Annotated in this window: 24 protein-coding genes; 2 read left to right on the forward strand and 22 right to left on the reverse strand. The window is 60.2% G+C overall.

What is annotated here, in order from left to right:
- Positions 1–13: 13 nt before the first annotated feature.
- From phaC (P3C18_RS12875) to betB, 10 genes are all read right to left on the reverse strand, one after another.
- Complete coding sequence (gene phaC / locus P3C18_RS12875) at positions 14–1,696, reverse strand: class II poly(R)-hydroxyalkanoic acid synthase (RefSeq protein ID WP_275962240.1); 1,683 nt, start codon at positions 1,694–1,696, stop codon at positions 14–16.
- 204 nt (positions 1,697–1,900) lie between these two features.
- A complete protein-coding gene (phaZ, locus tag P3C18_RS12880) occupies positions 1,901–2,761 on the reverse strand; it encodes a poly(3-hydroxyalkanoate) depolymerase (RefSeq protein WP_275962241.1) in 861 nt (286 codons plus the stop codon).
- A gap of 156 nt (positions 2,762–2,917) precedes the next feature.
- Positions 2,918–4,597 carry a class II poly(R)-hydroxyalkanoic acid synthase gene (gene phaC / locus P3C18_RS12885; RefSeq protein ID WP_275962242.1) on the reverse strand — a complete coding sequence of 560 codons (1,680 nt, stop codon included), beginning with the start codon at positions 4,595–4,597 and terminating at the stop codon, positions 2,918–2,920.
- Between the two features lie 515 nt (positions 4,598–5,112).
- Positions 5,113–5,487 carry a DUF971 domain-containing protein gene (locus P3C18_RS12890; protein WP_275962243.1) on the reverse strand — a complete coding sequence of 125 codons (375 nt, stop codon included), beginning with the start codon at positions 5,485–5,487 and terminating at the stop codon, positions 5,113–5,115.
- A gap of 57 nt (positions 5,488–5,544) precedes the next feature.
- Positions 5,545–6,885, reverse strand: a complete 1,341-nt coding sequence (gene hslU, locus P3C18_RS12895; protein WP_275962244.1) for an HslU--HslV peptidase ATPase subunit — start codon at positions 6,883–6,885, stop codon at positions 5,545–5,547.
- A gap of 27 nt (positions 6,886–6,912) precedes the next feature.
- Positions 6,913–7,443, reverse strand: a complete 531-nt coding sequence (gene hslV, locus P3C18_RS12900) for an ATP-dependent protease subunit HslV (RefSeq protein WP_090254921.1) — start codon at positions 7,441–7,443, stop codon at positions 6,913–6,915.
- Between the two features lie 141 nt (positions 7,444–7,584).
- Entirely contained in the window at positions 7,585–8,265 is a 681-nt protein-coding gene (locus tag P3C18_RS12905) for an SPOR domain-containing protein (RefSeq protein WP_275962245.1), read from the reverse strand.
- Complete coding sequence (gene argS, locus P3C18_RS12910; protein ID WP_275962246.1) at positions 8,266–10,005, reverse strand: arginine--tRNA ligase; 1,740 nt, start codon at positions 10,003–10,005, stop codon at positions 8,266–8,268. It lies immediately after the preceding gene.
- Positions 10,006–10,216: 211 nt separating this feature from the next.
- Positions 10,217–11,905 carry a choline dehydrogenase gene (betA, locus tag P3C18_RS12915; RefSeq protein WP_275962247.1) on the reverse strand — a complete coding sequence of 563 codons (1,689 nt, stop codon included), beginning with the start codon at positions 11,903–11,905 and terminating at the stop codon, positions 10,217–10,219.
- 263 nt (positions 11,906–12,168) lie between these two features.
- Positions 12,169–13,641 carry a betaine-aldehyde dehydrogenase gene (gene betB, locus P3C18_RS12920; protein WP_275962248.1) on the reverse strand — a complete coding sequence of 491 codons (1,473 nt, stop codon included), beginning with the start codon at positions 13,639–13,641 and terminating at the stop codon, positions 12,169–12,171.
- Positions 13,642–13,935: 294 nt separating this feature from the next.
- On the opposite strand from betB, the gene P3C18_RS12925 reads away from it, so the two are divergent.
- The gene (locus tag P3C18_RS12925) at positions 13,936–14,208 is read left to right on the forward strand and encodes a ribbon-helix-helix protein, CopG family (RefSeq protein WP_275962249.1); all 273 of its coding nucleotides are present in this window, start codon (positions 13,936–13,938) and stop codon (positions 14,206–14,208) included.
- Positions 14,205–14,495: a type II toxin-antitoxin system RelE/ParE family toxin gene (locus P3C18_RS12930; RefSeq protein ID WP_275962250.1), complete on the forward strand. Its 291-nt coding sequence runs from the start codon at positions 14,205–14,207 to the stop codon at positions 14,493–14,495. Before P3C18_RS12925 ends, P3C18_RS12930 begins: the two co-directional genes overlap by 4 nt.
- Before the next feature lie 134 nt (positions 14,496–14,629).
- On the opposite strand, the gene betI is transcribed toward P3C18_RS12930, so the two are convergent.
- From betI to P3C18_RS12990, 12 genes are all read right to left on the reverse strand, one after another.
- Positions 14,630–15,220 carry a transcriptional regulator BetI gene (betI, locus tag P3C18_RS12935; RefSeq protein ID WP_275962251.1) on the reverse strand — a complete coding sequence of 197 codons (591 nt, stop codon included), beginning with the start codon at positions 15,218–15,220 and terminating at the stop codon, positions 14,630–14,632.
- Between the two features lie 146 nt (positions 15,221–15,366).
- Positions 15,367–16,044 carry an L-2-amino-thiazoline-4-carboxylic acid hydrolase gene (locus P3C18_RS12940; RefSeq protein ID WP_275962252.1) on the reverse strand — a complete coding sequence of 226 codons (678 nt, stop codon included), beginning with the start codon at positions 16,042–16,044 and terminating at the stop codon, positions 15,367–15,369.
- The gene (locus P3C18_RS12945; RefSeq protein WP_275962253.1) at positions 16,041–16,277 is read right to left on the reverse strand and encodes a helix-hairpin-helix domain-containing protein; all 237 of its coding nucleotides are present in this window, start codon (positions 16,275–16,277) and stop codon (positions 16,041–16,043) included. The genes P3C18_RS12940 and P3C18_RS12945 overlap by 4 nt, the downstream gene beginning before the upstream one ends.
- A gap of 32 nt (positions 16,278–16,309) precedes the next feature.
- Positions 16,310–16,852: a DinB family protein gene (locus P3C18_RS12950; RefSeq protein WP_275962254.1), complete on the reverse strand. Its 543-nt coding sequence runs from the start codon at positions 16,850–16,852 to the stop codon at positions 16,310–16,312.
- A gap of 27 nt (positions 16,853–16,879) precedes the next feature.
- On the reverse strand, positions 16,880–17,188 hold the full coding sequence (locus P3C18_RS12955; RefSeq protein ID WP_275962255.1) for an NIPSNAP family protein: 309 nt from the start codon (positions 17,186–17,188) through the stop codon (positions 16,880–16,882).
- Between the two features lie 71 nt (positions 17,189–17,259).
- The gene (locus P3C18_RS12960) at positions 17,260–18,234 is read right to left on the reverse strand and encodes an endonuclease/exonuclease/phosphatase family protein (RefSeq protein WP_275962256.1); all 975 of its coding nucleotides are present in this window, start codon (positions 18,232–18,234) and stop codon (positions 17,260–17,262) included.
- Positions 18,235–18,263: 29 nt separating this feature from the next.
- Positions 18,264–18,959, reverse strand: a complete 696-nt coding sequence (locus tag P3C18_RS12965; RefSeq protein WP_275962257.1) for a hypothetical protein — start codon at positions 18,957–18,959, stop codon at positions 18,264–18,266.
- Between the two features lie 107 nt (positions 18,960–19,066).
- A complete protein-coding gene (locus P3C18_RS12970) occupies positions 19,067–19,522 on the reverse strand; it encodes a hypothetical protein (protein WP_275962258.1) in 456 nt (151 codons plus the stop codon).
- Complete coding sequence (locus P3C18_RS12975; protein WP_275962259.1) at positions 19,519–20,094, reverse strand: nucleotidyltransferase family protein; 576 nt, start codon at positions 20,092–20,094, stop codon at positions 19,519–19,521. Before P3C18_RS12975 ends, P3C18_RS12970 begins: the two co-directional genes overlap by 4 nt.
- A 46-nt stretch (positions 20,095–20,140) precedes the next feature.
- On the reverse strand, positions 20,141–20,446 hold the full coding sequence (locus tag P3C18_RS12980; RefSeq protein ID WP_275962260.1) for a cupin domain-containing protein: 306 nt from the start codon (positions 20,444–20,446) through the stop codon (positions 20,141–20,143).
- Positions 20,447–20,486: 40 nt separating this feature from the next.
- Positions 20,487–20,693, reverse strand: coding sequence for a DUF2986 domain-containing protein (locus P3C18_RS12985; protein ID WP_275962261.1), 207 nt, complete (start codon positions 20,691–20,693; stop codon positions 20,487–20,489).
- Positions 20,694–20,807: 114 nt separating this feature from the next.
- Entirely contained in the window at positions 20,808–21,704 is an 897-nt protein-coding gene (locus P3C18_RS12990) for a hypothetical protein (RefSeq protein WP_275962262.1), read from the reverse strand.
- Between the last annotated feature and the right edge of the window lie 41 nt (positions 21,705–21,745).

Below are 21,745 nucleotides of genomic sequence, written 5' to 3' on the forward strand. Positions count from 1 at the left end.
GTGGCTTGGCGTTTTAGCGCACATGCACATAGGTGCCGGGCGCGGCTTCCATGGCTGGGTAATTCTGGTTGCCCAGGGCCATCAGGGTGTCCTTCTGCTCGCCCGAACGCTCCTGCATCCAGTTCAGCCACACTGGCCACCAGCTGCCCTGTACGTGCTCGGCATCGTGGTACCAGGCGCGCGGGTCACCAGTGAGCTTGGGGTTCTCCAGGTAATTGGACTTCGGATTACCCGGCGGGTTGAGAATGCTCTGGATATGTCCGCTGTTGGACAGAATAAAGCGGCGGTCACCGCCCAGCAGCAGGGTCGAGCGGTACACCGCATCCCAGGGGGTGATGTGGTCGTTGATCCCGGCGACGCTGAAGCTGTCCACCGTGACCTTCTGCAGATCGACCGGGGTACCGCAGACTTCCAGGCCGCGTGGGTGGGTCAGCGGGTTGTGTTTGAAGAAGTCGATCAGGTCGCCATGCAGGGCGGCCGGCAGGCGGGTGTTGTCGTTGTTCCAGTAGAGAATGTCGAAGGCCGGTGGCTGCTTGCCGAGCAGGTAGTTGTTGACCCAGTAATTCCAGATCAGATCATTCGGCCGCATCCAGGCGAATACCCGCGCCATGTCGCGGCCATCCAGCACGCCTTGCTGATAGGAGCGGCGTTTGGCGGCCTCCAAGGTCAGCTCGTCGGCAAACAGCATGGCCGGGCTGTCGATCTGGCTGTCCAGCAGGCTGACCATATAGGTGGCGCTGGCCACTTTGCGCAGCTGGCGTTTGGCCTGTAGGTGGCCTTGCAGGGCGGCGATGGTCAGGCCGCCGGCGCAGGCACCGAGCAGGTTGACGTCCTTGCTGCCGGTGATTTCCCGGCAGGCATCAATGGCAACTTCCAGCGCTTCCACGTAGCTCGACAGGCCCCACTCGCGGTGCCGTGGATCGGGGTTGCGCCAGCTGACCACGAAGGTCTGCAGGCCGTTCTTCAGCGCGTACTGGACGAAGCTCTTCTCGCTGGAGAGGTCGAAAATATAGAACTTGTTGATCTGTGGCGGCACGATCAGCAGCGGCTTGGCGTACTGCTTTTCGCTCATCGGCTTGTACTGGATCAGCTCCAGCAACTCGCTGCGAAACACCACGGCGCCGCTGGTGGTGGCCAGGTTACGGCCGACCTCGAAGGCATGCTTGCTGACCTGGCTGGGCATGCCGTCGTTGTTCACCAGGTCATCGAACAGATGGCTTACGCCCTTGAGCAGACTGCTGCCGCCGCTGTTGAACAGCTCCTTGATCACCTGTGGGTTGAGCAGGGTGTTGCTGGGGGCCAGGGCGTCACCGAGCAGGGTGGCAACAAAGCGTGCGCGGGCGCGGTCATCGGCATCCAGGTTGCTCTCGTCGATCCAGCTGTTCAGCTGTTTCTGGCAGGCCAGGTAGGCTTGCAGGCTGCGGCTGTAGATCGGGTTATCACGCCAGGTTGGGTCGGCGAAGCGCGGGTCTTGCGGGTTGACCTTGAACGGCTTGTCGCCCATCAGCACGCGACCCAGTTGGCCGCCTAGCGCAGCAACATGCCGGGCGCTGTGAATGGGTTGCTTGATCCCCTGCAGGGCCAGGCCACGCAGGGTGGACAGCAGGTCGCGGCCGCGCAGACCGACTACTGCATTTTGCGCGTTCATCACGCTTTTGTTCGCCGGCAAGGCGCGTTTGCTGGGTTGGTCTCGCATTGGGCAACACTCCGTCGTCAAACCGTGAGACTTCAAGGTTGATAGATAAGCAGCAAGGCTTATACCAATGCGCGCGCATGTGCGTTCCAGACTGCCGCGCGCCAAGTCCCAGGTAATACAACGTGCCCGAAAGTGGGTCAAGCACTGTGCGTGCAGCACAGCCTCAGTGCGCGCTGTTGAGGCGCTTGCCCAACCAAGGTGCGGTTAGCCGAGCGTGCGGGCTGACGCGGGCTGCGGGTGCATGACCGCGCGCTGACGTTCTTCCTCGAGGAATTTCATGATGATCGGTGCCACGGCTTCGGCGCGGGTCACCAGAAACAGGTGGCCATCGTCGATTACGTGCAGCTCGGAGTTGGGGATGCGCCAGGCCAGCAGACGCATATTCACCAGCGGGATCAGCGGGTCATCGTCACCGGCCATTACCAGCGTCGGTTGGCGGATCTTGTGCAGCCAGTGGATGCTGGTCCAGCCCAAGCCTGCGAACAGCTGCCAGTAGTAGCCCATCTTGCCGCCCGAACGGACTTTACTGGCGTGCGCCAGGGCCAGTTTCGGGTCGCGGCGGAAGGCGCCGCCGTAGATTTCCGGGGCAATCTGCACGCCGTAGGACGGCTGCACATAGCGCCGCGGGCTGGCCATGCACCAGAGCACCTTGGGTTTGCCGGGCACCATCACTGCGCCGGCCGAGGTGGCGGCGAGGATCAGCTTCTTGCAGCGCTCCGGGTAGTCATGGGCGAACTGCTGCGCCAGGGCACCGCCCCAGGACACGCCAATCGCATTGACCTGACCGTAGTCGAGGTAATCGAGCATGCGCGCGGCGAGTTTGGCCAGGCCAGGAAAGCGATACGGCGTGCTGGGCGTAGAGGAGCCGCCAACGCCGGGTACGTCGAAGGCGATGACCTCCAGGCCTGGGTCCAGGGCACGCACGAAAGGCATGACCAGCTCCAGGTTGGCCCCAATGCCGTTGAAGATCAGCAGCGGGGTCATCTTGCCGTTACCGGGGCGAACCGCGGTACGGATGGTCTGGCCGTCCAGTTCAATGGTACGGAATACGAAAGGTAGCGACATGCGCAAAAGCCCTATCAATTAAAACGCTGGATCAGACCCTCCGGGTCTTTTCCAGAAACGCCAGGGCAAAGCCTGGTTCGCCTCACCCGCGCAAATGAGCGGGTGGGCGAGCGACACCTCCAGTGCCGCGGGCAGTGTTGCGCAGTGCGCAGTTGATCAACGTTCGTGAACGTAGGTACCGGGGGCTGCTTCGCCGGCCGGATGTTTCTTGTTGCCCAGTTGGCTCGGTGCCTTTTTCTGCGCGCCGGAGCGCTCGCCCAGCCAGACTTGCCAATGCAGCCACCAGGAGTCGGCGTGCTTGGTCGAGCTGGCTTGCCAGGTTTTTGGGTCCGCGTGCATCTGGGTGTTGGTCATGTAGCGTGATTTCGGGTTGCCCGGCGGGTTGAGAATGCTCTGGATATGCCCGCTGTTGGACAGAATGAATTCGACATTGCCACCAAACAGTTTGGCCGACTTGTAGCACGACTCCCACGGCGTGATGTGGTCGGTGGTGCCGGCCACGCAGTAAAGGTCGCTGGTGACCTGCTTGAGGTCGACCGGGGTGCCGCAGACTTCCAGTGCGCCCGCGCGGATCAGCGGGTTGGAGGTAAACATGTCGATAAATTCGCCATGCAGGGCAGCCGGCAGGCGCGTGGTGTCGTTGTTCCAGTAGAGGATGTCGAACACCGGCGGCTCGTTGCCGAGCAGGTAGTTGTTGACCCAGTAGTTCCAGATCAGGTCGTTGGGGCGCATCCAGGCGAACACCTTGGCCATGTCGCTGCCTTCCAGCACGCCGGCCTGATAGGAGCGGCGCTTGGCCATCTCCAGGCTTTTCTCGTCGGCGAACAGCGCCACGTCGGTTTCCAGACGGTTGTCCAGCACGCTGACCAGCAGGGTCAGGGCGTGCACCTTCTTCTCACCCAGCGCGGCGTAATGGCCCAGCAGCGAGGTGGTAGTCAGGCCGCCGGAGCAGGCGCCGAGCATGTTGATGTCTTTGCTGCCGGTGACGGCGGTCACCACGTCGATGGCTTCTTTCAGTGCTTCGATATAGGTCGACAGGCCCCACTCGCGGTGTGCCTTGGTTGGGTTGCGCCAGCTCACCACGAAGGTCTGGATGCCGTTGCGCAACAGGAAGCGCGCCACGCTCTTTTCCGGTGACAGGTCGAAGACGTAGAACTTGTTGATCTGCGGCGGCACCACCAGCAGTGGGCGCTCGTGCACCTGTTCGGTGATCGGCTTGTACTGGATCAGCTCAAGCAGGTCGTTGCGGAAAATCACCGCGCCATCGGTGGTGGCCAAGCTTTTGCCGACCTCGAAGGCATTCATGTTGACCTGGCTCGGCATGCCACCGTTGTTGACGATGTCCTGGGCCAGGTGCGACAGACCGTCGAGCAGGCTCTTGCCGCCGGTTTCAAAGAAGCGCTTAACGGCCGCTGGGTTGGCCATGCTGTTGCTCGGGGCCATGGCTTCGGTCATCAGGTTGATCACGAAGTGGCCACGGCTGGCATCCTGTTCGGACAGGTTGCTGTGCTCGACCCAGTCATGCAGCTCTTTGCGCCAAGCCAGGTAGGTCTGCAGGTAACGGCGGTACAGCGGATTCTGGCTCCAGGCCGGATCGGCAAAGCGCCGGTCGCCATCGGCGGGGGTGAGGTCGGATTGGCCGAGCATCACGTTCTTCAGCTCCAGGCTGAAGTGGGCAAGGTGTTTGGCACTGTGCAGGGGTTGCTTGAGGGCTTGTTTGAGCACGACTCGAGCGGAGCTGAGTAGGTCTTTACCGCGGATGCCGATCACCGGGTTAAGGCCCAATGTGTTCTCGGAGGCCTGGTGCTTCAGGTCATCATTATTCTTATCTGTCATCTACAACGCTCCATTGTCCTGAGACGAAATACCGGCGTAATACTGTGCACGGCGACACAGGGCTAGAACCTGCTCCAAGTCTGCTGCGCGTCGGTCCTGCTGCGTTAAGAGCAGGCTCGGAATGCTCATGTACAAAAGTACACTCCGCTTCCTCGCCTGTTCTTGCCTTGCATGACTCTAGCTCGCGAGACTTTGAACAGGTTCCATGAACCAGGTATTGCCCGGATTACCAAGGGCGGATCGCTCCGCAATCTTCCTCGTCGCAGGGGCTGCCTGGCGCGAGAAACTTCCAACTACTTGGTTACCCGAGTTTGAGAATTTGTGCAAGCCGGCCGCGATCCAGGCCGAATGCGCGATGAGTATGCAGGGAAGGATTAGAAAATGCGCTCTAACCGGTCAGGATCAACGGGCTAGACGGGCTGCTGCGCTGCGGCAGATTGCCGCTTGGCGCTGTGCGAGTGAGGAAATAGCTGAAGCACCTGAGTCAATTCCTGACGGCATGTGGCCCAGGCGCTTCAGAGCATCAGTTTGACCACGCTTTCGCTGGGGTCGCGGGACTTGCCGGCGGCGGCGAGGGTGGCGAGGTAATCGCTCCACAGTTCGCTCTGGCGCAGGGACAGCTGTTCCAGGTAATCCCAGGTGAACAGGCCGCTGTCATGGCCGTCATCGAAGGTCAGTTTCAACGCGTAATTGCCGGCGGGCTCGATCTTGCTCAGGCCGACGCCGAGCTTGCCGGTCTGCAGAATCGGTTTGCCATGGCCCTGCACTTCCGCCGATGGCGAATGCACGCGCAGAAACTCTGCAGGCAGGGTGTAGTGCTCGTCGGCCCCGTAATGCAGCTCCAGGGTTTTCGAGGCCTTGTGCAGTTTGATCGCGGTGGGGATGCGCATGCTCGCTTCCTGAATGGCGCCCTGGCCCGGAGAGCATCCGGGCCAGGGCGGGGCGCGTTACAGAATATAGCGCGACAGGTCTTCGTCCTGCGCCAACTCGCCGAGGTGGCTGTTGACGTAGGCCGCGTCGATCACGATCGGCGTGCCGTTCTGCTGGCCAGCCAGGTCGCCAGCGCTGAAAGAGACTTCCTCCAACAGGCGCTCGAGCAGGGTGTGCAGGCGGCGCGCGCCGATGTTCTCGGTCTTTTCGTTGACCTGATAGGCAATCTCGGCGATGCGCTTGATGCCTTCGGCAACGAACTGGATGCCCAGGCCTTCGGTGTTGAGCAGTGCGGCGTATTGCTCGGTGAGCGAGGCGTGCGGCTCGGTGAGAATGCGCTCGAAATCCTGCGGGGTCAGGGCTTTCAGCTCGACCCGAATCGGCAGGCGGCCTTGCAGCTCGGGCACCAGGTCGCTCGGCTTGCTCAGGTGGAACGCGCCGGAGGCGATAAACAGGATGTGGTCGGTTTTCACCATGCCCAGCTTGGTGTTCACCGTGCAGCCTTCGATCAGCGGCAGCAGGTCGCGCTGCACGCCTTCGCGGGACACGTCGGCACCGCCGGTGTTGCCGCGTTTGGCCACTTTGTCGATCTCGTCGATAAACACGATGCCGTTCTGTTCCACGGCTTCCAGTGCCTGGGCCTTGAGTTCTTCCTCGTTGACCAGGCGCGCGGCTTCTTCATCGCGCACCATCTTCAGGGCTTCCTTGACCTTGAGCTTGCGGCTCTTCTTCTTGCCCTTGCCCATGTTGGAAAACAGGCTTTGCAGCTGGTTGGTCATCTCTTCCATGCCCGGCGGGGTCATGATTTCGATGCCGGCCGGAGCGTCGGCCACTTCGATCTCGATGTCCTTGTCATCCAGCTGACCCTCGCGCAGGCGCTTGCGGAACAGCTGGCGGGTGTTGGAGTCGTTGCCCGGTGCGGCTTCTTCGCTGAAACCGGTGCGGGCCGGTGGCAGCAGGGCATCGAGGATGCGCTCTTCAGCGGCATCTTCGGCGCGGTGACGGACTTTGACCATCTCCTGCTCGCGCAGCATCTTGATTGCCGCATCGGCGAGGTCACGGATGATCGACTCGACATCACGGCCGACATAACCGACTTCAGTGAACTTGGTTGCTTCCACCTTGATAAACGGTGCGTTGGCCAGCTTGGCCAGGCGGCGGGCGATTTCGGTTTTACCGATGCCGGTTGGGCCGATCATCAGGATGTTCTTCGGCGTCACTTCAGCGCGCAGCTCAACCGGCAGCTGCATGCGCCGCCAGCGGTTGCGCAGGGCAATGGCCACGGCGCGTTTGGCGTCGTCCTGACCGATGATGTGGCGGTTGAGTTCGTGAACGATCTCGCGGGGCGTCATGGACATGCGGGTTTACTCCAGAAGAAGGCGCGCTTACTCGGCGCAGTCTTCTTCTTCGATAGTCAGGGTTTGGTTAGTGAAGACACAAATGGAGCCGGCAATGTTCAGCGCGGTTTCGGTGATTTCACGGGCACTCAAATCGGTTTTCTGCAGCAGGGCCATGGCCGCAGCCTGGGCGAAGCCGCCGCCAGAGCCCATGGCAATCAGGCCATGCTCGGGCTCAACCACATCGCCGTTGCCGGTGATGATCAGCGAGGCGTCCTTGTTAGCCACGGCCAGCATGGCTTCCAGGCGGCTCAGCGAGCGGTCGGTGCGCCAGTCTTTGGCCAGCTCGACGGCGGCGCGCACCAGATGGCCCTGGTGTTTTTCCAGCTGGCCTTCAAAGCGTTCAAACAGGGTAAAGGCGTCGGCGGTGGCGCCGGCAAAACCGGCCAGCACCTGACCGTGGTACAGGCGACGAACTTTCTTCGCGTTGCCTTTCATCACGGTATTGCCGAGGGACACCTGGCCGTCGCCGCCCATGACGACTTTGCCGTTGCGGCGCACTGAAACGATGGTGGTCAAGGGGAGAGTCTCCACGCAGCGGGGCGAAAGTGCCCAATGCCGAATGAAGTGGGGGCAGCAGAGCCCTGCTTCAAGCCCTGGGGCATCCGCTGTCCGACAAATAGTCGTCAGACGGTGCCCGAGAGCCTGAAATTGTGCGGGTTATTGCGCCTGGCGCTGCTGTAACAACAGATTGCTAAAGCCGCTGGCGGCCAGGGATTTCTGCGCCTGGCCGAGCTGTTCGCGGGTGGCGAAGGGGCCGACCAGCACGCGGTGCCAGGTTTCCTCGCGCACCGTGCCGGATTCCACTTGCACGTTCTGCCCGAGCAGGATGATCTGCGCGCGCAGGCTGTCGGCGTCGTCCTTGCGGCGGAACGAGCCGGCCTGGAGGAAGAACTGTGAGCTGACCGGGCCTTTGGCGACTACTGGCGGCGGTGGCGGCACCTGGCCGTTGAGCGCGGCCTCGGCGCGGGCGGCATCGATCTTCGCGGCTTCTTCCGGGGTAACCGGTTTCTGCGCGGGCGGTGCGACGGGTTCGATGCTTTGCGGCGGCAGGATCACTTCCGATTCCGGCAGCAGGGTATAGAAGTCGTATTTAGGCTTGGCCGGCTCGCTGGTCGCGGGCTTGGCGGCCGCTGCTTTATTGGCCTGAGTGGCGCGGGCCTGTTCGACCTTGGTGCGCTTGATCTCATCGCGACCCGGTTCAAGGTTGAACAGAAACACCATAAAGCCACCGATCACCAGCCCGCAGACCAGCCAGAACCAGCCCGGCACCGGCTTTTTCGCCGGAGCCTGGTAGCGGCTGGCGCCGCGTTTGGCGGCGGGTTTCTTTTTCGCCGCCACTTACATGCGCTCCAGGGTTTCCAGGCCGAGCAGCTGCAGGCCCTGCTTGAGCGTGCGCGCGGTCAGTGCGGCCAGGCGCAGGCGGCTGTTGCGCAGCGCCTCGTCCTCGGTGGAGAGGATCGGGCAGTTCTCGTAGAAGCTGGAGAACAGCCCGGCCAGGTCGTACAGGTAAGCGCAGAGCAGGTGCGGTTCGCCCTTGTCGGCGACGCTGGCGAGCACTTCCGCGAATTGCGCGAGCTTGCCGGCCAGTTCGATTTCGTGGGCGGCCTGCAGGTCGAGGCTGCCTTCGATCTGCTCAAAGCCCTTGCCCAGCTTGCGGAACACGCTGGCCACACGGGTGTAGGCGTACAGCAGATACGGCGCGGTGTTGCCCTCGAAGCTCAGCATCAGCTCGAAGTTGAAGCGGTAGTCGCTGGTGCGGTGCTTGGACAGGTCGGCGTATTTCACCGCACCGATGCCCACAGCGCGGGCGATCTGCCGCAGTTCGGCCTCGTCCAGCTCGGGGTTCTTGCCTTTGACCAGGGCGTAGGCGCGCTCTTCGGCCTCATCGAGCAGGTCGACCAGCTTTACGGTGCCGCCATCGCGGGTCTTGAACGGGCGGCCATCGGCGCCGTTCATGGTGCCGAAACCCATATGTTCCAGCTGCATGTTGGCTGGGACAAAGCCGGCCAGACGCGCGGCAGTGAAGACCATTTGGAAGTGCAGAGCCTGGCGCTGATCGACGAAGTACAGCGCGCGGTCGGCCTTCAGCACGTTAGCGCGGTAGCGGGTGGCGGCCAGGTCGGTGGTGGCGTACAGGTAGCCGCCGCCAGCCTTCTGCACGATCAGCGGCAGCGGGTTGCCTTCGGCGTTCTTGAACTCGTCCATAAACACGCACTGGGCGCCGTCGCTTTCGCTGAGCAGGCCCTTGGCCTTGAGGTCGGCGACCACGTTGGCCAGGTCGTCGTTGTAGGCGCTCTCACCCTTGACGTCGGCCATGCTCAGCTTCACCCCGAGGCGGTCATACAGCGCCTGGCAGTGGCTCAGGGAAATATCGTTGAAGCGGTGCCACAGGCGCAGGCATTCGGCGTCGCCGGCTTGCAGCTGCACCACCAGTTCACGGGCACGCTCGGCAAACTCCGTGGATTCGTCGAAGCGCTTCTTCGCCGCGCGGTAGAAACCTTCCAGGTCCGCCAGCTCGCTTTCTGCGGCCTCCGGGTTTTCCTGCATAAAGGCCAGCAGCATGCCGAACTGGGTGCCCCAGTCGCCCACGTGGTTCTGGCGGATCACCTCGTCGCCGAGGAATTCCAGCACCCGCGCCACGCCGTCACCGATGATGGTCGAGCGTAGATGGCCGACGTGCATCTCTTTGGCCAGGTTGGGCGCGGACAGGTCGACCACCACGCGCTGCGCCGGGCCGGCCTTGCGCACGCCAAGCTTGGCATCGGCCAGCAGGGCATCCAGGCGCGCGGCCAGGGCCTGGGTGTTCTGATAGAAATTGAGGAAGCCCGGGCCAGCGATCTCGACCTTGCTGATCGCAGCATCGCTCGGCAGCGCGGCAATCAGCTTCTCGGCCAGGTCACGCGGCTTTATGCCGGCCGGCTTGGCCAGCATCATGGCGATATTGCTGGCGAAGTCGCCGTGGGTCTTGTCCTTGGTGTTCTCCACCTGAATGGCCGGGCTCAGGCCTTCCGGCAGCACGCCGTCGGCGGTGAGGCGGGTCAGGGCTTGCTGGATCAGGTGGCGAATGCTGTCTTTCATGGTCTGCTCGGTCGGCCGTGGGGGCGGCGGCGCACAAAGGCGCTGGTTGAAAACTGCGCATTATCGACGCCCTTCGCCCGCAGCTTCAAGCAGCGTGTGGTTTCGCCGGGCTAAAGGCCGGCGTTCTGGGTGGCCGATCACGCCACCAAGCCTGCATAAGAAAACGCCGCAGAGGCGAAACCGCTGCGGCGTTTGAGTGTGGCGCTTGGTGTTAAGCGGAACGCTGCGCGGTGCCGCGCACGGCGGCATTGCCAGCGACGAAATACGGCGCGCTGCTGCGTGGCAGCGGGGCGCGACCACGGATTTTGTCGGCAATCTTCTCGGCCATCATGATGGTTGGCGCATTCAGGTTACCGGTGACGATCAGCGGCATGATCGAGGCATCCACCACCCGTAGGCCCTGCACGCCATGTACCCGGCCCTGGCCGTCAACCACCGCCATAGCGTCTTCACCCATCTTGCAGGAACACGACGGATGGTAGGCCGTTTCTGCATGTTCGCGGATAAAGGCGTCCAGTTCGGCGTCGGTTTGCAGCTCGGCGCCGGGGCTGATCTCACGTCCGCGATACGGATCCAGGGCGGATTGCGCCATGATTTCGCGGGTGATGCGGATGCCATCGCGGAACTCGCGCCAGTCCTGCTCGTGCGCCATGTAGTTGAAGAGGATGCTCGGGTGCTGGCGCGGGTCCTTGGACTTGACCTGAATGCGTCCACGGCTCGGCGAGCGCATGGAGCCCATGTGCGCCTGGAAGCCGTGCTCTTTTACCGCGTTGCTGCCGTTGTAGTTAATCGCCACCGGCAGGAAGTGGTATTGGATATTCGGCCATTCGAACTCGCTGCTTGAGCGGATAAAACCGCCGGCCTCGAACTGGTTGCTGGCGCCGATACCCTTGCCGAGGAACAGCCAGTTGGCGCCGATCATCGGCTGGTTCCACCATTGCAGCGCTGGGTACAGCGACACCGGTTGCTTGCAGGCGTATTGCAGGTACACCTCCAAGTGGTCCTGCAGGTTCTGGCCGACGCCGGGCAGGTCGTGCACCAAGGGGATGTCCAGTTCACGCAGCAGCGCCGCCGGGCCGACGCCGGAGCGTTGCAACACTTGCGGCGAGGCAATCGCGCCGCCACACAGCAGCACCTCGCGGCGCGCGTTGACGGTGATTGGTGTGTCGTTGTCGCCGAGCAGATAAGCCACGCCGCTGGCGCGCTTGCCGCTGAACAGAATACGGTCGGTCAGGGCGTGGGTAACGATGGTCAGGTTCGGCCGTTCGCGGGCCTGGTCGAGATAACCACGCGCGGTGCTGGAACGGCGGCCCTTGGGCGTAACGGTGCGGTCCATCGGGCCGAAGCCTTCCTGCTGGTAGCCGTTGAGGTCATCAGTGCGCGGGTAACCGGCCTGCACGCCGGCTTCGATCATGGCGTGGAACAGCGGGTTATTGCCGTTTTTCGGCGTGGTTACCGACACGGGGCCATCACCACCGTGGTAGGCGTTGGCGCCGATATCACGGGTTTCCGCCTTGCGGAAATACGGCAGGCAATCCAGGTAGCTCCAGTCTTCCAGACCCTTTTCCGCAGCCCAGCCGTCGTAGTCCATGGCGTTGCCACGGATGTAGCACATGCCGTTGATCAGGGAGGAACCGCCCAATCCCTTGCCACGTCCGCATTCCATACGGCGGTTGTTCATATGCGGCTCGGGTTCGGTCAGGTAGGCCCAGTTGTAGCGCCGGCCTTGCAGCGGGAAGGCCAGGGCAGCGGGCATCTGGGTGCGGAAATCCAGGCGGTAATCCGGGCCGCCGGCTTCCAGCAGCAGCACGCTGACGTCAGCATCCTCGCTCAGGCGGGTGGCCAGCACGTTACCGGCCGAGCCGGCCCCGATGATGATGTAGTCGAATTCCTGGGGCATAAAAGCTCCTGTAGCCCGGATGCACTCCGGGGAAAACGCGGTGACTGTTCCCGGATTGCATCCGGGCTACGGGTTGCTCTATGTAGGGTGGATGACGTTTTTTTCATCCACCGTTGCAATTGGTGGATGGGTGAAGCGTCATCCACCCTACGAAGTCGAGCGCCTTGAGAATGAACGTAGGATCTTCGGGGTAGTGATCTGTAGGAGCGGGCCATGCCCGCGAAGCGCTATCGCGGGCATGGCCCGCTCCTACAAGTAAATGCTTAGAACACCGAGCTGTAACCGCCCAGTTCGACCTGCACCGATTTGATCCGCGTGTAGTGCGCCAGGGTGGTCAGGCCGTTTTCGCGGCCGACGCCGGATTGCTTGTAGCCGCCCACCGGCATTTCCGCCGGCGACTCGCCCCAGGTGTTGATCCAGCAGATGCCGGCTTCGAGCTTGTGGATCACCCGGTGCGCGCGGTTCAGGTCGCGGGTTACCACGCCGGCGGCCAGGCCGTACTCGGTGGCGTTGGCGCGGCGAATCACTTCGTCTTCTGTGTCGTAAACCAGAATGCTCATCACCGGGCCGAAGATTTCTTCACGGACGATGGTCATGCCGTCGTTGCAGTCGGTGAACACCGTTGGCGCGACATAGGCGCCCTTGGCGTAGTCGCCCTCGGTGACGCGATTGCCGCCGATCAGCAGGCGCGCGCCTTCGCTGCGGCCTTTTTCGATATAGCTGAGCACGCTGTCCATATGCGCCGCGCTGACCAGCGGGCCGAAGTTGGTGGCCTCGGCAAGCGGATCGCCGAGGCGGATGCGTTTGACCCGCTCAACCACCTTGGCTTCGAAGCGCGCCTGCAACATGCGCGGCACAAACACGCGGGTGCCGTTGGTGCAGACCTGGCCAGAGCTGTAGAAGTTGGCCATCACCGCAATATCGGCGGCGCGATCGAGGTCGGCGTCTTCGAAGATGATCAGCGGCGACTTGCCGCCCAGCTCCATGGTCACTTCCTTGAGCGACGAGCTGGAGGCGCTGGCCATGACCTTCTTGCCGGTCACGGTGCCGCCGGTAAAGGAAATCTTCTCGATGCCCGGATGCTCGGTCAGCCACTGGCCGACTTCACGGCCGCTGCCGGTAAGCACGTTGAACACACCATCCGGCACGCCGGCGGCGCTGTAGATTTCCGCCAGTTTCAGTGCGCTCAGCGAGGTGACTTCGCTCGGTTTGAAGATCATCGCGTTGCCGGCGGCCAGGGCCGGGGCGGATTTCCACAGGGCGATCTGGATCGGGTAGTTCCACGCGCCGATGCCAGCGACCACGCCCAGCGGCTCGCGGCGGGTGTAGACGAAGCTGGTGTCGCGCAGCGGGATCTGCTCGCCCTCGATGGCCGGAATCAAGCCGGCGTAGTACTCCAGCACATCGGCGCCGGTGACGATATCGACGTAGCGGGTTTCGCTCAAAGGCTTGCCGGTGTCGAGGGTTTCCAGCTCGGCCAGCTCATCGTTGCGCTCGCGCAGGATGTCGACTGCTTTGCGCAGGATGCGCGAACGCTGCATGGCGGTCATCGCCGCCCACACCTTTTGGCCCTCGGTGGCGCTGGTCACGGCCAGTTCCACGTCGGCCTGGCTGGCGCGCTGCACGCGGGCCAGTACTTCACCGGTGGCGGGGTTGATGCTGTCGAAGGTTTCGCCACTGCTGGCCGTTACATAACGGCCGCCAATAAAGAGCTGCTGTTCGTCGAAGCGGGGCATGGCGCGTTCCTCGTGTGCGGTGGTCGACGCGAGCCAGCTGGCGCAGGTCGTCGGTGTAAGCAATATAGACCCAAGGCTAAATTATCTTAATTGAACGATCAATCAATAAAAGCGACAGGGCGCAGCCAAACGCGACACGCAGGGTGCCTCGGGGCGGTATTTGGGCTGTTGAAAGCGGGTGGGTTAGCGGCGCAGAAAGCATGTTGGATGCTGGGATCAACCACCGGTCAACGCCAGTTTGCTCCGTTGAATACCTTGTAATACATTGCATTCAACAATGTGGAGGGCATCCTAATGAGCGTCACAACCGTGCGGCTGCAACCTGAACTCGAAGAAAATCTTGGAGCCATGGCCGAAAAGCTTAACCGGAGTAAAAGCTGGCTTATTAATCAGGCGCTTAGAGAGTTCTTTGAGCGCCAGGCATTAGAGCAGAACCGCTGGCAGGAAACACTCCACGCTATGGAGTCCGTGGCGCAGGGCAAGGTCGTGTCCGGTGAGGCCGTAAACACCTGGCTGCAAAGCTGGGGCAGCTCCAATGAACTGCCACCACCCAAGGCGGGCCAATGAAGCTGGTCTACTCAGAAGAGTCCGTGGCAGATTTGGTTCGTCTGCGGGCATTTATTGCTGAGAAAGATCCCCTTGCTGCCGCACGTGTAGCAACAGAACTCATTGCGCGCATCGAAAATCTTCGCCTGTTCCCGACAATGGGCCGAGCAGTTGAATTAGCGCCAGACCCCAGCGCAATTCGTGACGCAATTTTCGGGAAATACGTAATTCGCTATGCAGCTCAAAGCGAAACAATCGTGATTCTTCGTATATGGCATCACTACGAAGACCGCATGCAAAGAACCTAATTACGGGTTTGACTTTGCTGCGTTGGTTGAGCGCCGCGTAACCATCAGGCAGGAGGTTGGTTGAGCCCCATGGTGGATTACGGCGCAATTAAGCCATCTGTGGCTGGACGCCAGTGGCCGGCGCCTAACCCACCCTACGTAGCTTTGGCCAATTGCAGATCGAGGTATTCGTAGGCGATCTCAATCGCCTGGCGGGTGTCGAAACCCTCACCGGACAGCGCCCCGCGCAGCCACAAGCCATCGATCAATGCCGCCAGGCCACGGGCGGCGGTGCGCGCCTGCTCCTGCGGCAATACCCGGCTGAATTGCCCACACAGGTTGGAATACAGGCGGTGGTCGTTGACCCGCTGCAAACGCCGCAGCGCCGGCTGGTGCATGCTGGTGGCCCAGAACGCCAGCCAGGTTTTCATCGCCGGGCCGTTGACCTGGCTGTCGTCGAAGTTGCCTTCAATCATCGCCCGCAGGTGTTCGCGCGGTTGGTCCGGCGGCAAGCTGGCGCGGCGTTCGCGCACTGCATCGCTGAGCGCCTGCATCAGGTGGCGCATGGTGGCGTCGAGCAGGCCGTTCTTGTCGCGGAAATAGTGGCTGATGATGCCGTTGGAGACCCCGGCGATCCGCGCGATATAGGCGATGCTGGCATCGCTCATGCCGACCTGATCAACCGCTTCGAGGGTGGCCGCGATCAATTGCGAGCGGCGGATCGGTTGCATTCCGACCTTGGGCATCTGCTTCTCCATCGATGGGGGCGTCCCCGGAATGCGCGCAGTCTAGGCCGGTTATTGTTGAACGATCAATCAACATGACGTTCCAGGGATAACCTGTCGGTCAGGGGCATGCCGTTACGCGAGGGCCGCCGTCGCTAGTTTCCAGGCTAATCGGCGGCGGTTTTATCGACGCCCGCGCCTTCACGGGCAATCAGCTGAACGGGTGGCACGCTAAAGCGGAAATCGCAGTAGGCCGCGCCGCCAGCGAGGGTTTGCGTGCGTTGCAGCGTCACGCCCCAATCGCTGGCCATGCGGTAATCCAGGCTGCAGGCGGCAAAGTGGCTCAGCTCCGGCGCACCCTGCTCGCGCAAGTAACTGGCCAGCGGACACACCTGCACATCAAAGGCCACGCCAGCGGCGGCGGGCAGGTTTGTGCGGCGAAACGGGCGGGTAAACACCAGGCGAAATAGCGCATCGAGCAGCCACTGGATGCGCGTCTGCAAGCGGTTGCTGCGCAGGCGCGACAGCTTGAAGGCCAGGGCGCTGGCAGGGGCGAAGATCTGCCAGTTGATCTGCTCGATCCACTCGCCGGCCTGCTGCTGGCCTATGCCGTGCTCCTGCAAGGCGCGGTACAGCGCGTAATCCCACTGCATATAACGCAGCAGCAGATTCACCCCCGGCGAATGGCGCAGCCGCGTGCCTTGCAATTCGCCCTGTATTTCCAGGGTTCTGGCCCATACCGCTGCCGCCGTGGCCGCCGGCAAACAAGCACCTAGCTGCGCCTGCGCCGCCCGGCGAAAGGCGATGCGCGGGAGATAAACCCGCAGCAGTGCCAGCGGTTTCATTGGCTGTCTTTGGCTCTGGCGATGGCAGCATTTAGCGCCGCCTTGGCCTGCGGGCTGTTCTTCCAGCAGGTGCTGCCGAGCATGGCGGCAACCATCTCGGCGATATCCTCGGCCCGGTAAGTGGCCAGCTGCGCCAGGGAGTCGATGCCTAGCTCCTCGAAGCGTTTGATCACCGTGGGGCCAACGCCCTTGATGGCGAGCAGGCTAAGGCGTTCGGTTGGGTTAAAGGCCATGTGCGACGTCCTGTCCTGTGGTTGTGCGTGCGTTAGCGCGGGTCTACATCGGCAATCAGCGCCAGTAAATCGGTCACGCCGATATCCTGCCCGGCCTGATGCAGCAGGGTGCTGGCCTGGCCGCGATGGTGAGTCTGATGGTTGAAGAAGTGCAGCATCAGGCTGACATAGGGGCGCTGCGCTGGCACGCCCTGCATATTGCCGTAGGCCAGCACATGCTCCAGATCCGCCTCGCTCAGCGCTGCGACCCAATCGCGGATATGCCCATCCAGCCGGCTGCGCAAAACCTGCAACGGCGCGAAGGTCTCGCACAACAGCTGATCCAGCGACACTGGGCGTTGCAGATCGCTGATCGCCGCACGCAGCTCTGTGCAGGCCGGATGCTCGGCAAAGCGCTTGAGCCAGATGATATCGGCCACCGCAATATGGTTAAGCGTGGCGAGGATGGACGGGAAAAACGCCCCGCGATCCTCGCTCAGCGCCTGCGGCGACAGCTGGCTGGCAGCCGCATAGAGCTTGTCATTCATCCATGCGTTATAGCGGGCCATTAACTGGAAGTGGGCTAGCTGGGACATGCGCTTAACTCGGCAATTAAGGTTCAGTCAGGCATCGAATACCGGGCGAAAAAAGGTGCGCACGTAGCTGATTACACACTGGGTCTCTTCGGCATAGTTAAAGGCCGCCAGGCACTCGGCGTCGGCAAAGGATTTCAGCCGGTACTGCTCGTACGCCGCCAGGCTGGGGAAGCTGAACATCGCCAGGCCGATATTGTTGGCACCTTCCGATGGCAGAAAGTAACCGTGGTGCGTGCCGCCAAACTTCGTCACCAGGGCAATCCACAGCTTGCCGTAATGCTCGAATTCCTTGAGTTTGCGCGGGTCGAGCACATAGCGGATATGGCAGGTGATCATGGTGGTCTCTCAATGATTGGAATGGCTGGCTGTGCGGGTGCAGGCGGTTAGGCAAGGTAAACCTGTCGCCTTTATTTCTCTAGCGCCGGCACCAGGCGAACCAGCACCGGCAAATGATCCGAACCCAACTGTGGACCTACCTTACGCGCTACTACTGCCCAATGCGGCGTGACCAGCACCTGGTCGATAGGCAGCCCGAACACGCCCTGCAAAAAGGCTGGCCAGGTCGCAGCCAAGCCGCTGGCGCGGCGCAAACCCAATTGCGCCAGCCCGCTAAAGGCCGACGACCAAGGCGTGGCATTCAGGTCGCCGGCTAAAACCGTCGGTATGCCGCTGGCTGCGGCTTGCCTGGCCAGGGCCGCCAACTTGGCGTTACGCACACTGTGATACTGCGGCGAAAGCGGCGGCATGGGGTGCAGAGCGATAATCCCGACCGGTTGGCCGTGCCACTGCAGCTGCGCCTCGATATGGGCAATGCCCTGCGCATCCTCGATCACCTCTACCTGCTGCAGCGGATGGCGTGACAGCACGGCGATGCCAAAGGGGCTGTCCTGGGCAACGATATGTTGAAAGGGGTAATCGCGCAGCGTGCGCAAGCCTTGCGCATAGGCCGGGGCAACCTCCAGCAGCACCAGCACATCCGGCTTTTCCTGGGCCAACCAAGTGGCTAACCCTTGCGTGTTGCGGCTATCTAGATGGACGTTGGCACTGGCCACGGTAAACATCTGGGCATGCGGCTCGCCAGCCGGTGCCGGTGCGGATGCCGTCAGCCAGGGCAGCGGCAGCGCCAACAGTAAAACGGCCCAGCGCTTATCGCGCCAGCTGGCCAACCCGGCAAACACCACCAGCCCCAACAAGAACAGCCACTGCCAATGGCTGGCCAGGTCGATCAGCCAGGCCAGCACGCCTGCAGAGTCGGCAAGCAAATGCGAGAGCAGCGGCAGCAGCAGGCCGAGTAGGCAAAGCAGCGCGAGCGTATAAACGCGACGGGCCCAGAAGGCGCTGCGGTCTGGCTTGGGCTTATCGGGCGAGTTAGTTGTGGCCATATTCGATTATTCGCGCTGCCAACAACGGGTTAGGGCTCATGGTGGAAATGACCATGCTGCAGAAACAGCTTGATCTGGCTGGTCACAACATCTGCATTGGCCATAAACGTATGGCTGTGCGGAACAGTAATAAAGTCCTTCATCTCGGCGAGCTTTGTGCTCTCCACCGAAACCTTGCCATCGTTTGGCTTGGGCAAATCGCCTGCAAACCATGGGTCCAGGCTTTCCGTGCCGGCAACTATGCCTATCTCCAGAGGGATCGATTTAAGCTGGTTGGGCGTGCTATCGGCTTCAGTGCCGAGCTGCTGTCCGGCTGGACCGGTGGCCATTTTGTACCACCACTGGTCTTTCTTTTTCGTTGCCACCTCGCTGCCGTGGTTGGGTGGGCCAAGCATGACCACACGCTTGGCTTCGGCAACGACGTTGTTCTGAAAATACTGCCTGACCAAGATGCCGCCCAAAGAGTGGGTAACAAAGTGGATGCTCTGCGCGCCTGCTTTTTTACACTCGGCAATGCCATCCCCCACCACTGACGCCAGCTGTTGGATGTCTTGTTCCGTGGACGGGTAGCTGTTGTTGATAACGGTGTAATGCTCTTTGGCTAACGAGTCTTCGATTGCATTCATCGAGTAGCTGGTTCGGCCCATGCCGTGCAATAGCACCACGCACTCATTGGCCAGTGATGCCGGTGCGACAAACAACAAGAGATAAAGCGTGAGGCGCATATGGATTAACTCTGCAAAAAGTACGCTAGAAAAGAGGCCGTGGGTTTTGCTGCGACGCTCTGCTCGGCAGCGGGCGTGCCCTGTTTTCCAGTATCGGTGGACGCGAGTTATAAAAACGGCAGCAACGCACGACAGGACATAACGGTAGAGCAAAGCACTGCCTGATTAACCGCAAAGCCCAAGCCGAAACCGCTTATGCCAATGACAAAAGCGGCGGTACTGCTCTGTTGTGTACGCCGGCTGATCACTGCGCCGATAAGAAGGCCGATAGCCGCTCCGGGTAATGAGCATAAATGGCCGAGGCCAAGCAGATCGTGGGTGGGCGCAGGTGTCCAGTTGGCGTAGATGTACATGCTGAATGAGAGGCAGGCTGCAACAATGCTGCCAGTGATAAATAACGGTTTTGGCTTAACCAGCCGTGCCAGGGTGAAGGTGCCAAGAAGCACCAAGGTGTAATACCAAAGCCCCATAAAGAGCACATCGCCCTTGATCAGGGTGAGCGCTGTGACTGCTGCTATAGCTAGCGCCGTTGCGATAGCGTCCGTGCGAAATGTTCCGTTCATGCTTTGAACTCGTGAAGTGGCGGCTCATTGGGGTCGATGCTTAGCCATGGCCAGCGCTGCTGATAGGACGCAGCTTTCTCGGCAAAAAGGCTTTTGTGCGGTTTCAGCGGGTTTGGCGTCAGGGTTCCCTTATACAAAAGCTCAAGGCCGTTCGGTGCATAGACCTCTGTGGGGTTAATGCCAACGCATGTTCCCGGTATCAGAAAATGGTCGATGCCCTCCCTGGCACTGCTCAGCGCTGCATAGGGATAGCCAAAATACTGTTCATACCAAAGATGAACCCGCGCCTGGTTGGCGACTTCCACGGTTATGCCCAGGTCTGCCAATACGCTTTCTACATGATGCTGCACGGCGTTTTCAGCCGCTTCGCTCAGGTCAGCAGGGTCGAAGTAGAAGAAGTCGTAGTCTTTGATCTTGCTCTCCGGCGGTTGCCCAGAAAGCACATTCCACACCGTCTGAAACAGGCAGCCAGCCACTAGCCAACCATCCGTGAGATTCAACGCATCCCAGCGCTCGATGATCTGTGCGTTATGGCGGTTAAGCAGTACGTCGGCGCGAAATTTTGCTTGCATGGTGATCTACACAAAAGGCGGCAGGTTTATTTCGGGGTGTTGTGCCTTACACAAACCAGAACTCAACCTCATCGGTCTCGACCTCAAACAAAGCCGAGTGCTCAACGTTTGCAGGTACGTGATACCACTCGCCGACGCCAACCCTGATCGTTTGGTTATTCATGCTCAGGATCAATTCGCCGCGAGTAATCACGCCATGGTTATCGGTGTCATGGGTATGCGGCGGGATGGAGGTACCGGCGGGGTAGGAGGCAAACAGAACGGTGCTGTCTTTGGCTTCAAGCTTATAGGCGTCAAAGCGGCCGTCGAATAAGGGCAGCTGTTTGATTCGGTTTGGGTATTGGCCAGGCATATGAGCTTTCTTCCTTGTAGTTCATCACGGCGTATTGAATTTATGGTTGTGAAGCGTCTTTGGTTTCGGCGATTAAATCCGACCCCGCTGGCTCGGGAGTAACGATTGAATCTTGGCTGGCTTCAGCGGCCAGCTTTAAACGGTCGGCTTTGCTGATGTAGGTGGATTTCTTTTTTGGTGCCAATTTGGCGTTGGCTTTTTTGGCGTGAGCTTCTAGTAGCTGTTTGATCTTTTTGCGGCGGTTCATTGTTTTACTCGGTTTAGGTATTAAGGATGGACTATTGAGTCGTTTGAATGAGCAGTCTGGACTTAATTCGTGGTCTGTCCCCTACTGTTTTTAGTAGGGTAATAATAAATTCCATTATTGATATCCAATGGATGCGGTAATTTTCTCTAGCTCTTCACAAAATTCATCAATCCGTGGAGGCTCTTTAAACACAATGGTTTTGTCTAGCGGTGAAAAGTCGCCTTTTTTCCGAGTTGCAACGGATTGCAGAATTTCTAGCATTTGATGGAATCCGTCACGTACAACAGATGCCCACCCGGCTTGTATCTCATGCACGGCTTCTAGTTCTTCCGGTATCTTTATTTCTCGGCCTTCTACTTCAAATTCATATGCGCTTTTATATGCGTCTTTAATTAGCTCTATGGTTCTTATGAGGTTGTGATAGTCAACCTCGTTTGATTCGTTAGCATGGATTGCTTCTATTAAATCAAATATCAACAATTGTTTTGCTACAGCAACTATGCGGAGGAGATTCTCAGGTCTTGTCTGAAGCCATTCGGAATACTGCTCGGTACTCATCACTCTTTTTATTTTTATATGAACTCTGTTTTTAATTACATCTTCCAGTTCTTGGTCGATTTCATGGATTCTTGATTTGATCAACTCATAAGCGAGCGCGTATTCCCAATATTGCTTCTTTGAGAATGCAATTTTTTGAATTTTCAGAGGTTCATTCTCTAAGCCCTTGGGGGGCGAATCTATATACATATTGGTGCAGTGAATGAGTGAGGCTGTCAATCCAATAATTAGCCCGGTAGAAAGGACAGCAATATTGCTCAGGCTCAAATCGGAGATAAAGAAACTAAAGGCTTCGATTAAACCCCAAAAAATGCCAAATATACCTACCCAGAAAATAAAAAATAATTTCCATTGAGATAAGAGGAACTCCTTCGCGTGCTCATGCCAAGGCATGTATGTCAGATTGCGAGAGCCTTCGTTTTTTACGTTATATTCTTCGTCTTCAGTGTTCAAGATTAAGTGCTCTAACGATTAAGTTAAGGGGCTGGCTTTAG

Origin of the sequence: Pseudomonas sp. 1928-m (genome assembly GCF_029269135.1) — a bacterium.
Lineage (GTDB): Bacteria > Pseudomonadota > Gammaproteobacteria > Pseudomonadales > Pseudomonadaceae > Aquipseudomonas.

Excerpts from the sequence above, each read along its gene's own strand:
- phaC (WP_275962240.1), bottom strand. The coding sequence starts at position 1,696 with ATGCGAGACCAACCCAGCAAACGCGCCTTGCCGGCGAACAAAAGCGTG.
- phaZ (WP_275962241.1), bottom strand. The coding sequence starts at position 2,761 with ATGTCGCTACCTTTCGTATTCCGTACCATTGAACTGGACGGCCAGACC.
- phaC (WP_275962242.1), bottom strand. The coding sequence starts at position 4,597 with ATGACAGATAAGAATAATGATGACCTGAAGCACCAGGCCTCCGAGAAC.
- P3C18_RS12890 (WP_275962243.1), bottom strand. The coding sequence starts at position 5,487 with ATGCGCATCCCCACCGCGATCAAACTGCACAAGGCCTCGAAAACCCTG.
- hslU (WP_275962244.1), bottom strand. The coding sequence starts at position 6,885 with ATGTCCATGACGCCCCGCGAGATCGTTCACGAACTCAACCGCCACATC.
- argS (WP_275962246.1), bottom strand. The coding sequence starts at position 10,005 with ATGAAAGACAGCATTCGCCACCTGATCCAGCAAGCCCTGACCCGCCTC.
- betA (WP_275962247.1), bottom strand. The coding sequence starts at position 11,905 with ATGCCCCAGGAATTCGACTACATCATCATCGGGGCCGGCTCGGCCGGT.
- betB (WP_275962248.1), bottom strand. The coding sequence starts at position 13,641 with ATGCCCCGCTTCGACGAACAGCAGCTCTTTATTGGCGGCCGTTATGTA.
- P3C18_RS12925 (WP_275962249.1), top strand. The coding sequence starts at position 13,936 with ATGAGCGTCACAACCGTGCGGCTGCAACCTGAACTCGAAGAAAATCTT.
- P3C18_RS12930 (WP_275962250.1), top strand. The coding sequence starts at position 14,205 with ATGAAGCTGGTCTACTCAGAAGAGTCCGTGGCAGATTTGGTTCGTCTG.
- betI (WP_275962251.1), bottom strand. The coding sequence starts at position 15,220 with ATGCCCAAGGTCGGAATGCAACCGATCCGCCGCTCGCAATTGATCGCG.
- P3C18_RS12940 (WP_275962252.1), bottom strand. The coding sequence starts at position 16,044 with ATGAAACCGCTGGCACTGCTGCGGGTTTATCTCCCGCGCATCGCCTTT.
- P3C18_RS12945 (WP_275962253.1), bottom strand. The coding sequence starts at position 16,277 with ATGGCCTTTAACCCAACCGAACGCCTTAGCCTGCTCGCCATCAAGGGC.
- P3C18_RS12950 (WP_275962254.1), bottom strand. The coding sequence starts at position 16,852 with ATGTCCCAGCTAGCCCACTTCCAGTTAATGGCCCGCTATAACGCATGG.
- P3C18_RS12955 (WP_275962255.1), bottom strand. The coding sequence starts at position 17,188 with ATGATCACCTGCCATATCCGCTATGTGCTCGACCCGCGCAAACTCAAG.
- P3C18_RS12960 (WP_275962256.1), bottom strand. The coding sequence starts at position 18,234 with ATGGCCACAACTAACTCGCCCGATAAGCCCAAGCCAGACCGCAGCGCC.
- P3C18_RS12965 (WP_275962257.1), bottom strand. The coding sequence starts at position 18,959 with ATGCGCCTCACGCTTTATCTCTTGTTGTTTGTCGCACCGGCATCACTG.
- P3C18_RS12970 (WP_275962258.1), bottom strand. The coding sequence starts at position 19,522 with ATGAACGGAACATTTCGCACGGACGCTATCGCAACGGCGCTAGCTATA.
- P3C18_RS12975 (WP_275962259.1), bottom strand. The coding sequence starts at position 20,094 with ATGCAAGCAAAATTTCGCGCCGACGTACTGCTTAACCGCCATAACGCA.
- P3C18_RS12980 (WP_275962260.1), bottom strand. The coding sequence starts at position 20,446 with ATGCCTGGCCAATACCCAAACCGAATCAAACAGCTGCCCTTATTCGAC.
- P3C18_RS12985 (WP_275962261.1), bottom strand. The coding sequence starts at position 20,693 with ATGAACCGCCGCAAAAAGATCAAACAGCTACTAGAAGCTCACGCCAAA.